A 9875-nucleotide genomic window follows, 5' to 3' on the forward strand; every position below is an offset into this window, starting at 1 on the left:
ATACCCAGTATATCTGTAAGCGTCAATTAAAGTACACATTCTAAACCAATATAAAAAATGGCAGACTAATACCTCCAATTAACTCAGGAGTAATTTATGAGTCCATCTCAAAATAAAGCGGCTATGCAAAATCATATACCGCAATGGCAAGCCAGTCGTTTAACTCAGGTCGGGTATTGCAAAGCCCATGATATCAAGCCGCATATCTTCAGTTATTACAAAAAGCAATTCAGTTCGCTCGCTCCACCAGTGTTACAAGCCAAGCAATTGGTTCCGGTAACACTGGTTGCAGAGGACATGTTGAACGGATCAGGCGTACCTGCTGATTCATCAGTTATCAAAGTGACTCATTCTAATGGCTTCAGTCTGGAAATTTGTGCCAGTACAGAACTTGCATCATTAAAGCCGCTACTGAAACTGGTTAGGTCTATCTCATGATAAACGGGCTTGTTGTTAATCAAGTGTTTTTGGCGACCGGCGTTACTGATATGCGTAAATCTATCAATGGTCTGTCACTGATTGTTTCGGAACAGTTTGGCCATGATCCCTTTGCCGGAAGTATTTTTGTCTTTTGTAACCGCTCTCGCGATAAACTGAAAATACTCTATTGGGAGTGTAATGGGTTCTGGCTTTATTATCGGCGCCTGGATAAGGGGAAGTTTCAGTGGCCAACCGAGTTAAACGAACATCCGTTATCATTAACCTTACGTGAATTACACTGATTACTGGAGGGTTTATCCTATCGGCAAGCGCAAGCTCATACCGCTATTTCTGGCTTAATAAATAATTGATTTGTTGCCGTTATTTTACGTGGAAAATATCTAATAAAACAGCCAGTTAAATGCTTATTTAACCCTGTTTGGTGGTATAATAAACACCATGAAATCACTTCCTGAAACACTGCCAGACGAGACGAATGTACTGCACAAAATGGTGCTGGACTATCAGTCGACAGTGGATCAATTACAGGAAAAACTGACATGGTATGAGGAGCAGTTTCGTCTGTTGCAACATAAGCGTTTTGGCACCTCCAGTGAGAAATGTCCGGGTCAAATGGAGTTGTTTAATGAAGCGGAGTCCATTCTTGATAGCTTAAAGCAGGATGATTCCGACCCTGAAGAAACCCTAAGCTATCAGCGTAAAAAGCCAGGCCGCAAGCCATTATCCAGAGATATCCCGCGCGAAGTTATCCGTTATGAATTACCTGAAGCAGAGCGTTTTTGTGCCTGCGGTCATGCATTGCATGAGGCTGGCGAAGACAAGTCAGAGCAGCTAGAAATCATTCCTGCCCAGATCAAAGTCATTGAACATATACAGATCAAGTATGGCTGCCGCACCTGTGAAAATGGCATTATCAGTGCACCAAAACCCGCACAGCCCATTCCTCGTAGTTTTGCCTCGGCAAGTTTATTAGCTTACATTATTGTCGCCAAGTTCATGGATAGCCTGCCACTTTACCGGCAGGAAACCATTTTCAAGCGCTTAAGTGTTGACCTTTCTCGTGCCACGCTATCTAACTGGGTATTAAAGTCCGCTGAATTGCTCCTGCCCTTTTATGATCGACTGCATGCTCTGCTGATTCTACAGAAGATCCTCCAGGCCGATGAAACAACCTTAAATGTGATTCGGGATGGTCGAGAGACGAAATCGAAATCCTATATGTGGCTCTATCAGAGTGGTGGGCATGAATCCGAGCACCCGATCGTTTTGTATGATTATCAGCCAACGCGGGCAGGAGCGCATGCTGAAAGCTTCTTGCGGGCCTTTTCAGGTCACTTGCAGGTAGATGGCTATGCAGGCTATCATGCACTGGCATCAGATGATTGTATCCTCGTGGGGTGTATGGCACATGCGCGGCGTAAATTCGATGAAGCGCTAAAAGCCCTCCCTAAAGAGAGTCGCAAGAATAAAATGGGGCTGGCTCAAACCGCATTACGTAAGTTTGCCCGACTGTATGCACTTGAAAAACAGATCAAAGACCTGACGATAGAGCAACGTTATTTACAGCGTCAGGAAAAAAGCAAACCTTTACTGGAAGAGTTAAAGCAGTGGTGCGATAACAACCTTACCAAGACAGCAAAGGACAGCGCAATAGGTAAAGCCATTCGTTACACTATTAACCAGTGGGGTAGCTTGATCCGCTATATTGATGACGGTAATATACAAATTGATAATAATGCAGCTGAACGGCATATCAAACCGTTTGTGATTGGACGTAAAAACTGGCTGTTTAACCAGACACCACGCGGTGCAAATGCCAGCGCACTACTTTACAGTCTTGTGCAAACAGCCGTTGCTAATAACCTGGAACCTTTTGATTACCTGAAATACCTATTAACTGAACTACCCAAGCTGGGTAGGCATTATGAACCAGAAGCACTGGATCAGTTTTTGCCCTGGAACTTGATTGAAAAAATTAAGCCTCTAAAGTAATTAGGGTAGCTTGTCTAGGTGGAGATAATTGACGCTTACATTTCTTCAAGGTCGCGATACGAAACGCCATACCTGACATAAAAGAAAACAGCATAAAGAATGACATCTTTTTGAAAGTGAGTGCCTTTGAAGCTGAGCATAAATGATCTAGCTTTTATTGAAATTGAGAATTATGATAGCAGGTAACGCGGAGAAGTGAACTTTATGCGACAGAACCTTGGGTTATCCGTTATTCTCCTGACATTGCTGTAAACGCTAAATCTCAGAAACGAGAAACCAATAAATCGTGGCGCATGAATGAAACGTATATCAAAGTGAAGGGGCAGTGGACCTATTTATACCGAGCTGTTGATAGTCACGGTGATACGCTTGATTTCATGCTTTCTGAGCGCCGTGATGAAGAGGCTGCAACAGCCTTTTTCAAACAAACAATTAACAATAATGGCTTTCCTGATAAGGTCGTTATGGATAAAAGTGGCGCTAACTATGCAGGATTAGCCAATATTAACCTCTTGTTAATCCTCGCTGGGTTTGCCACACGATCGCTGTCAGCCCCGGACGGGCTGATAGTCTCCAGAAGGCGCAGGGAAATTTGCCAATCCGAAGTGCGCGATAGCGCGCGAGGGAGGCTAAAATTTTATCCCGAATAGCCGTAGAGCCATTTGTGGTAGCCATGACTGAGCTGCTTTGTGCTCAGTCTGTGGCGGACGCAGGGCGGCTGGAGCATCTCCTATTCGCTGCGTAGGTGAACGAATTACGGCGACAGGAGTCCCGGAATTTCGTGAGGTAGCATGGCGCGCCTGTTATTGGTTTCTCGTTTCTGAGATTTAGCTGTTACAGCAATGGCAGGCGAATAATGGATAACCCAACGATTGAGCGTAGCATGATCCACTTCAACACCTCTTTCTTCCATGATTTCTTCAAGGTCGCGATACGAAACACCATACCTGACATAAAAGAAAACAGCATAAAGAATGACATCTTTTGGAAAGTGAGTGCCTTTGAAGCTGAGCATGGGATCCACCTTTTATTGGAATTGATAATTATGATAGCAGATAACGTCGGGAAGGGGGATTTATGCGACAGAACCCTTTAAAGCGTTTCACTCCGCTCAAGCAACCATTGATGGAATTGAAACAGCACATATGATCCGAAAGGGACAATTGTCTGAGGAAAATATTCCTGCTTATAAGCAGTTTATGGCTTTAGCAGGATAGTTATGCCTGAAGACCAGGAGGTCTGCGCTTTTGATAATTATTGCGACAGAACCAATATTATACCATTTAGGAGGCATTCGCTGAAAATCAGGGAAACGGAGCCTAAGCGAAGTGAAGATTTTTAGTCCGCGATAGCCGTAGGGCCGTTGTTTTGTCGGAGTCTGAGCGTTAGCGAAGGTGGAGACAAAATAAAAGGCCATCCGACACGGCGTCAAGTCATTTGGAGCCTATGTTCCGACCCCTTGTTGGGTCGGGACGAGGTGACGAGGACGAATCGGGGCCGCCGGAGGCATTAGTGGTCGCGTTAAGTTTTTGCCGCTTGCTTGGGCTGGGATGCCCAAAACAAGCTTTCGCAAAAATAGCGACTCCCCGAGTTATAGCGGTGTAATCGCCCCAAGTTTGATAAATAAACCATCAGTGTTCCCCTATCAATTGAGGCCGTGAAACTAACCTCGCCACAAGAGAGCTCATAAAGCACTGTAAAGACATTCCTGTTATTATTGCGTTTTGAACTGCCCGAATGGTATACGAGCTGATACGAGATATTCTTGCCTGGAAAAATAATGGATTCACAAAACGATCTCGTTTTTGAGCCTGTTGCTGCCTTATCTCCAGAGCCTCGCTATATTTTTTATCCGATGGATGAATCAATTCTGGCTGTTGTGTTTTTGAAATCTCTTCAAATACGCGCATTAAATTATAGCTCATTGCAGTCAGGCGCATTTGATTTTCAAGTGAGCGGGTATTGGAAGACCAAGCTTTAGTTTCCTTGAAATTACTTTTAGTGTTATTGAATGTCTTTTCAATCGTCCATCGCTTGAAATACAGCATGGCAATGGTTCCAGGGTTAATAGTCATTGGCAAGGTTGTCACAAACCGGTGAAGTTTTCCGGTTTCTGGATCACGGTAATCCACCACGTTAAATTTGATGCCCTTGTTTTCGTACACACTGTATGCTTCAACCCCTGTATTGATCTCATGGCGGGAGTCAAAAGGGATAGACTCAACCAGAGTCGCAATTGAATTTTCTTTTAGCATTGAAATCATGTAATTAGCATGTCGTTTCTGCCGATCCCACCAGACAAAGTCGGTGACGGCTTTATCGTAGACATAGAGATGTTTCTGAGAGCTGTTATTTCCCTTGTTTTGCTTTTCAATATGATCTCGTAACACAGGTATTTCTTGATGCCTCTGAGTTCCGTTTGTCACCAGACAAAGAAATCTGAGCAACCCACTTCTGAGATTCAACGCGTAAATCCCCCCGGCCGCATAAACTTTCCCCTTGCTGTTTTTTTCAGTATGGCAGGCATGATCAATAAAATGTCCATCCGCTGCTTCTATGGTGTATTCGTCAAGTTCTGGGAATGCTTTAAGATAATCAATGCCTTGCGATAGCAGTGTTTCAGAGTGAAGATGGTAGCTCTGCTGTTCAAATGCCTCAAGCATACTTGTTCGTCTATGCGACTTCAGTGATTTAAAATACGTTGAGTGGGGAAGCAGCTGGCCATAAATCTGTTCATTGGTTTGGAGGAAATGGCGACCACTATCGACTACACTGATACAGCGTAATAACCCAAGGCGAATAAAGTCGATATCCTTCAACTCTGGGCATGAACGAGCCCACAAAGGATGACGCTCTGCTAACAGGGCACGTTCCATACTTTCATTGCAGTGTTGGTGAATATGTTCAGAGAGTGGTAGGTCTTTAAGCATGGGTGATATCCGTTTATGAGGTGATTAAAACGGAAATTTTTAGAAAAATTTTTTCGGCAATTGCAAGCTTTATTTGAAATTATTTGTTGTTTTTTTACGGTGCCTACAGAGTGTCTATTTGCTGTTATAAGTGATTAAAATCAAAAAGATGGAAATATTCGAGTGGTGCTACCTTCAGGTAGGTTATAGGCTGCTTTGTTTAGGTACTTCTTCTTTCAATGGGAACACTGATGATATTTATGCGCTTTTTTTACCCCACTAGATGCCGCAATATTAAAATATTTATGTGCCGTAACATAGTCCTGAACGACAGCTTTCCCATTGGAATACATCCACCCTAATAAGAATTGTGCCTCACCATCTCCTTGTTCTGCTGCCTTCCTGAGCCACTTAACGGCTTCTTTGTAGTCCTGAACGACACCTTCTCCCTTGGCATACATCCGCTGAAAATCAGGGAAACGTAGCCTAAGCGAAGTGATGATTTTTAGTCCGCGATAGCCGTATGGCCGTTGTTTTGTCGGAGTCTGAGCGTTAGCGAAGGTGGAGACAAAATAAAAGGCCATCCGACACGGCGTCAAGTCATTTGGAGCCTATGTTCCGACCCCTTGTTGGGTCGGGACGAGGTGACGAGGACGAATCGGGGCCGCCGGAGGCATAAGTGGTCGCGTTAAGTTTTTGCTGCTTGCTTGGGCTGGGATGCCCAAAACAAGCTTTCGCAAAAATAGCGACTCCCCGATTTCCAAAACGCCTCTTAAACCAATACTCAAGCCGGTTCTGTCGCAAAAAAAATAAATATTTGTGTAAAAATCATATGAGCGTAGGTAATATCCTGTTTTTTGTTTTTTTGCGACATAGCGCTCTATTCATTCAAATCTAGCTGCATTTTCTAGCAACTTGTCAGATAATCCGTAAATATCATCCAAGTTTTCGATCGGGTGGCGAATTTCTTTTTTATCTCCGGCTGTAATTCCAATATATTTTTGTTTAGTATTAAAATATAAACGACATAAAGGCTTACGGTTATTATCATCACACAGAATACCAAAGTAGCTTTGCGTATCTCTTGCGGCAATACGTGAAACATCTAATTTTACACGTAGAATGGCTTTAACAATGTTGAAACCGTCCGTCTCTTCTTCTGTCGTAACGATTTTTTGATTATCCTCTTCACCTTGTTCTAGTGTGGTTTCTGCTTCTACTGCTACAGATTTAAATGGTGATTCTTGCGCCTTGATTGCGACATCTTCATTTGTGCCAATCGCAGACTTTAAACGATCATTGATACTATCGTTAAGGAACTGTTTCAGTGCTTTTGATGTGAGTTCAAGAAATTGAGCTTTAACTTTTGCAGTTTGAACGCCTTCATAAACTTTTGATGTAAAGAATTTTACAAAATTTTCTTCTGGATTCTTAAACTGTTCTTGTAGGGTTTTCTTAATCTGATTCAGATATTTAAGCTCTCCAGCTGCATCAACAACGGAATCAACATCAAAATATGATTTAGTTAGTTTCTTAACTTCTGGAACAATATGCTCATCAAGATCAGACATATTCAACGTTAAGAATGGTTTTTCGTCCATTTTATTTGGAGCGTCTAAATCTGTATAGAACTCGTAAACGTCACCATTAGTTAGAATGGCTATACGTGCATTAGTTACAGAGAAATAGCGAAATAATTGACTTGCGTGTTTGGTAGATAGTTTCTCACCAAACTTTTTACACTCGATAATGATTTGTACTTCACCATCTTTAAGTAAAGCGTAATCTACTTTTTCACCTTTCTTAGTACTTATATCAGCATTGAACTCAGGAACAACTTCCGTTGGATCAAAAACATCATAACCAAGCACTGAATGCAGAAATGGCATAATCAATGCATTTTTAGTTGCTTCTTCTGTTTCTAGTGTAGAGCCAACTTGAACAATCTTCTTTGATAGTCCCTGTAAACGTTCGATAAAATCCATAGCCTTACCTTTCTTCGTATTTTGATAAATTATTTGCATATTATACCAAAATAAAAAATTTTGGCTCTGCCGCAAAAAGACACAGGCGCGCCATAATTCGTCACCTACGCAGCGGATGGGAGATGCCCTGAACGCCCTGCGTCCGCAACGACTACGCACAAAAGCCGCTTCGTCATTACTACCTCACTGGCTGGACGGCTATTCGGAATGCAATTCTTGCTCCTCTCGCGTGCTGCTAGCACACGTCGAATCAGCGAATTGCCCTGTCGCCTATCAGGGACTAAAAATCACCACTTCGCTAAGCTACGTTTCCCTGATTTTCAGCGGACGCATGTAGCAGAAGATATGAGATCAATACAGTGGTTACTATTTTTTACTGCTTTCCCTTTTTCATTTATTGGAGCAGACAATACATATGATCGTCTTGCAGAGCATGCTTATCAAGACTTTGTAAAAAAAGGCGCTTTTTCTGGCCATCGCTGAAAATCACCACTTCGCTAAGCTCCGTTTCCATGATTTTCAGCGATGGAATTCCAGTGCCTGTTGGTAGCTTCTATTGGCTTCTGCAAGTTCTTTCAGGCGACATAAACGTTCGACATCGTGGTCACCACCATTACTGTACTTCTTCTTTCTTCCATAATTTCTTCAAGGTCGCAATACGAAATGCCATACCTGACATAAAAGAAAACAGCATAAAGAATGACATCTTTTGGGAAGTGAGTGCCTTTGAAGCTGAGCATATGATCTACCTTTTATTGAAATTGAGAATTATGATAGCAGATAACGTCGGGAAGGTGGATTTATGCGACAGAACCGTTATTACTCCGTGTATGATTAACAAAGCCTTCTTTCGGCGTACACTCACATTCACCTTTTCAAGCAAATCGAGTGAACGCATATCAAATTTGATCGATACAGAACTTGCCCATAAAAACAAAGGACATTATAATTAACTTCCTTTTATGCGGTCACTTGTCATTAAATGACTTCCTGCCCAGATTTATTGCTATGAATAACTTTGAATTTACCCATTCGTTCCCTGCAGTAAGAGGTATACAAGCAGGCAAACCTTGTTATATAGCGATGTGTCCAATGCGGCTTGTATAATCCCCCAGCAAATCCAGACAAGAAATCAAAGCAATCTTATTCCAAATTAGTTACTATTTGTAAAAAATTGGAGTATTAAAATGAGCAGAAAAAGAACGGTCTACAGTGCTGAATTTAAAAGCAAGTTGGTATTAGAAGTTTTAAAGAATGAAAAAACACTGCAAGAAATTGCCAGTGCAAATAACATCACACCTAAGAACCTACAAAACTGGAAAAAAATATTCTTAGACAATGCAGAAATAGCAATGGAGCCCTCCAAAGCCGTTAAAGATTACAAAGAGGATCTATTAGCAGCTCAAGAACAAAATGAGATGCTCACAAAAATCGTAGGAAAAATGACGGTTGAAAAGGAGTGGCTCGAAAAAAAGCTAAAAAGCTTGGACTCATCTGATAGAAAACAGTTGATTGAGCCCAAGCTTAACACTCTACCTCTAACACAGCAGTGTGCATTATTAGGATTAAATAGAAGCAATCTCTATTACAAAAAAAGAGAGAATAAAAAGAAAGAAGAGATCAAAACTCAGATTAATCACATTTTTAAAGACATCCCTATTTATGGTGCGGCTAAAGTACACCAGCAGTTGCTTGAAGGTGGTTTTAAAGTCAGTTTAAACACGGTGGCGAGTTATCGGCAGCAGATGGGCTTGAAAGCCGTATTAGCGGTAAAACAAGTCAATACAACGATCCCCATAAAAGAACATAAAAAATATACTTATAAGCTTAGAGATCTTGATATATCACACGCTAACCAAGTTTGGAGTACAGATATAACCTATATTAAAACCAAAGAAGGGATGGTTTATTTAGCGGCGATTATTGATTGGCACTCAAAAGCAGTGCTCGCCCATAAAATATCAAACACAATGGATTCTTTTTTAGTTATGGATGTATTAGATGAAGCGCTTTCTCTCTACGGAACACCTGAAATTTTTAATACGGATCAAGGCAGTCAATACACCAGTGAAATTCATACCCAACGACTAAAAAACAAAGGCATTACTATTTCTATGGATGGAAAAGGACGAGCAACGGATAATATTTGTATTGAACGGTTTTGGCGAAGTGCAAAATGTGAGCGTATTTATTTAAATGAATATGGTTCAATTAGAGCGTTAATAGAAGATGTTGATGACTATATTGAGTTTTATAATCATCAACGGTTTCATGAAACCCTGGACTATAAAAAACCAATGAATGTATATAGAGAAAGTATTTTAGCTAATGAACAGCAGAATGAAGCGGCTTAGGAATATGGAATAAGGATTGTTGAAAAATCTGTCTTGACTCTTTGGGGTGCTATATAGTTCTCGTGAAATATTACTCTGGTTTCGTCCTAAAATACGGGCTATTTCTATCTGAGAAGTTCCTTTTTTATGTTCAAGTTCTATATAATATCTTTCTTCAAGACTTAAGTGTTTATAGCTCATTGTTGCTCTGTCAT

Annotated in this window: 15 protein-coding genes and 5 pseudogenes; 9 read left to right on the forward strand and 11 right to left on the reverse strand. The window is 41.3% G+C overall.

Translation table 11 applies throughout. The annotated features are described in order from the left end of the window. The first annotated feature begins 96 nt into the window (after positions 1-96). From tnpA to tnpC, 3 genes are all read left to right on the forward strand, one after another. Positions 97-438: an IS66 family insertion sequence element accessory protein TnpA gene (tnpA, locus tag K6984_RS29030; protein WP_221893783.1), complete on the forward strand. Its 342-nt coding sequence runs from the start codon at positions 97-99 to the stop codon at positions 436-438. Positions 439-467: 29 nt separating this feature from the next. Next, positions 468-722, forward strand: a complete 255-nt coding sequence (gene tnpB / locus K6984_RS29035) for an IS66 family insertion sequence element accessory protein TnpB (protein ID WP_221897597.1) — start codon at positions 468-470, stop codon at positions 720-722. A gap of 157 nt (positions 723-879) precedes the next feature. Beyond that, complete coding sequence (gene tnpC, locus K6984_RS29040; RefSeq protein WP_230988331.1) at positions 880-2433, forward strand: IS66 family transposase; 1554 nt, start codon at positions 880-882, stop codon at positions 2431-2433. 38 nt (positions 2434-2471) lie between these two features. Here the strand turns inward: tnpC and K6984_RS29045 are convergent. Then, positions 2472-2573: pseudogene (locus tag K6984_RS29045) on the reverse strand (IS6 family transposase); the annotation flags it as partial. A 78-nt stretch (positions 2574-2651) separates the two neighbouring features. On the opposite strand from K6984_RS29045, the pseudogene K6984_RS31895 reads away from it, so the two are divergent. Then, positions 2652-2963, forward strand: a pseudogene (locus K6984_RS31895) (DDE-type integrase/transposase/recombinase); the annotation flags it as partial. On the opposite strand, the gene K6984_RS31900 reads toward K6984_RS31895, so the two are convergent. Then, positions 2938-3108: a hypothetical protein gene (locus K6984_RS31900; RefSeq protein WP_230988350.1), complete on the reverse strand. Its 171-nt coding sequence runs from the start codon at positions 3106-3108 to the stop codon at positions 2938-2940. The pseudogene K6984_RS31895 and the gene K6984_RS31900 sit on opposite strands and share 26 nt — an antisense overlap. 12 nt (positions 3109-3120) lie before the next feature. On the opposite strand from K6984_RS31900, the gene K6984_RS29055 reads away from it, so the two are divergent. Then, complete coding sequence (locus tag K6984_RS29055; RefSeq protein ID WP_221898476.1) at positions 3121-3264, forward strand: hypothetical protein; 144 nt, start codon at positions 3121-3123, stop codon at positions 3262-3264. On the opposite strand, the pseudogene K6984_RS29060 reads toward K6984_RS29055, so the two are convergent. Continuing rightward, positions 3242-3448, reverse strand: a pseudogene (locus tag K6984_RS29060) (IS6 family transposase); the annotation flags it as partial. The gene K6984_RS29055 and the pseudogene K6984_RS29060 overlap by 23 nt on opposite strands. 76 nt (positions 3449-3524) lie before the next feature. On the opposite strand from K6984_RS29060, the pseudogene K6984_RS29065 reads away from it, so the two are divergent. After that, positions 3525-3650: pseudogene (locus K6984_RS29065) on the forward strand (IS6 family transposase); the annotation flags it as partial. On the opposite strand, the gene K6984_RS29070 reads toward K6984_RS29065, so the two are convergent. The 6 genes from K6984_RS29070 to K6984_RS29085 form a co-directional block, all read right to left on the reverse strand. Then, the gene (locus K6984_RS29070; RefSeq protein ID WP_221898477.1) at positions 3620-3850 is read right to left on the reverse strand and encodes a hypothetical protein; all 231 of its coding nucleotides are present in this window, start codon (positions 3848-3850) and stop codon (positions 3620-3622) included. The pseudogene K6984_RS29065 and the gene K6984_RS29070 sit on opposite strands and share 31 nt — an antisense overlap. 27 nt (positions 3851-3877) lie before the next feature. Beyond that, the gene (locus K6984_RS35430; protein WP_263458600.1) at positions 3878-4006 is read right to left on the reverse strand and encodes a hypothetical protein; all 129 of its coding nucleotides are present in this window, start codon (positions 4004-4006) and stop codon (positions 3878-3880) included. A 58-nt stretch (positions 4007-4064) separates the two neighbouring features. After that, complete coding sequence (locus K6984_RS29075) at positions 4065-5363, reverse strand: transposase (RefSeq protein ID WP_221894003.1); 1299 nt, start codon at positions 5361-5363, stop codon at positions 4065-4067. Between the two features lie 215 nt (positions 5364-5578). Further along, positions 5579-5926, reverse strand: coding sequence for a tetratricopeptide repeat protein (locus K6984_RS29080; protein ID WP_221898478.1), 348 nt, complete (start codon positions 5924-5926; stop codon positions 5579-5581). Between the two features lie 27 nt (positions 5927-5953). Next, positions 5954-6082 carry a hypothetical protein gene (locus K6984_RS35435; RefSeq protein WP_263458596.1) on the reverse strand — a complete coding sequence of 43 codons (129 nt, stop codon included), beginning with the start codon at positions 6080-6082 and terminating at the stop codon, positions 5954-5956. A gap of 144 nt (positions 6083-6226) precedes the next feature. Next, positions 6227-7327 (reverse strand): type I restriction endonuclease, encoded by a 1101-nt coding sequence (locus K6984_RS29085; protein ID WP_221898482.1) that lies wholly within the window; start codon positions 7325-7327, stop codon positions 6227-6229. 115 nt (positions 7328-7442) lie between these two features. Between K6984_RS29085 and K6984_RS29090 the strand changes: the two genes are divergently transcribed. Next, a complete protein-coding gene (locus K6984_RS29090) occupies positions 7443-7664 on the forward strand; it encodes a hypothetical protein (RefSeq protein WP_221898479.1) in 222 nt (73 codons plus the stop codon). Further along, positions 7586-7810 carry a hypothetical protein gene (locus K6984_RS29095; protein WP_221898480.1) on the forward strand — a complete coding sequence of 75 codons (225 nt, stop codon included), beginning with the start codon at positions 7586-7588 and terminating at the stop codon, positions 7808-7810. The genes K6984_RS29090 and K6984_RS29095 overlap by 79 nt, the downstream gene beginning before the upstream one ends. Before the next feature lie 92 nt (positions 7811-7902). Here K6984_RS29095 and K6984_RS29100 read toward each other — a convergent pair whose 3' ends face one another. Further along, on the reverse strand, positions 7903-8067 hold the full coding sequence (locus K6984_RS29100; RefSeq protein ID WP_476693199.1) for a hypothetical protein: 165 nt from the start codon (positions 8065-8067) through the stop codon (positions 7903-7905). A gap of 447 nt (positions 8068-8514) precedes the next feature. Between K6984_RS29100 and K6984_RS29105 the strand changes: the two genes are divergently transcribed. Then, positions 8515-9681: an IS3 family transposase gene (locus K6984_RS29105; RefSeq protein ID WP_087870166.1), complete on the forward strand. Its 1167-nt coding sequence runs from the start codon at positions 8515-8517 to the stop codon at positions 9679-9681. A gap of 54 nt (positions 9682-9735) precedes the next feature. Here the strand turns inward: K6984_RS29105 and K6984_RS36830 are convergent. Beyond that, positions 9736-9861, reverse strand: a pseudogene (locus K6984_RS36830) (helix-turn-helix domain-containing protein); the annotation flags it as partial. Between the last annotated feature and the right edge of the window lie 14 nt (positions 9862-9875).

Source organism: Bathymodiolus japonicus methanotrophic gill symbiont (assembly GCF_019721995.1).
Taxonomy (GTDB): Bacteria; Pseudomonadota; Gammaproteobacteria; order Methylococcales; family Methylomonadaceae; genus Methyloprofundus.

Bases quoted from the DNA above. Each gene is read 5' to 3' on its own strand.
- tnpA (WP_221893783.1), top strand. From the start codon at position 97: ATGAGTCCATCTCAAAATAAAGCGGCTATGCAAAATCATATACCGCAA.
- tnpC (WP_230988331.1), top strand. From the start codon at position 880: ATGAAATCACTTCCTGAAACACTGCCAGACGAGACGAATGTACTGCAC.
- K6984_RS31900 (WP_230988350.1), bottom strand. From the start codon at position 3,108: ATGGCTACCACAAATGGCTCTACGGCTATTCGGGATAAAATTTTAGCC.
- K6984_RS29070 (WP_221898477.1), bottom strand. From the start codon at position 3,850: ATGGCCTTTTATTTTGTCTCCACCTTCGCTAACGCTCAGACTCCGACA.
- K6984_RS29075 (WP_221894003.1), bottom strand. From the start codon at position 5,363: ATGCTTAAAGACCTACCACTCTCTGAACATATTCACCAACACTGCAAT.
- K6984_RS29080 (WP_221898478.1), bottom strand. From the start codon at position 5,926: ATGGCCTTTTATTTTGTCTCCACCTTCGCTAACGCTCAGACTCCGACA.
- K6984_RS29085 (WP_221898482.1), bottom strand. From the start codon at position 7,327: ATGGATTTTATCGAACGTTTACAGGGACTATCAAAGAAGATTGTTCAA.
- K6984_RS29090 (WP_221898479.1), top strand. From the start codon at position 7,443: ATGGGAGATGCCCTGAACGCCCTGCGTCCGCAACGACTACGCACAAAA.
- K6984_RS29100 (WP_476693199.1), bottom strand. From the start codon at position 8,067: ATGCTCAGCTTCAAAGGCACTCACTTCCCAAAAGATGTCATTCTTTAT.
- K6984_RS29105 (WP_087870166.1), top strand. From the start codon at position 8,515: ATGAGCAGAAAAAGAACGGTCTACAGTGCTGAATTTAAAAGCAAGTTG.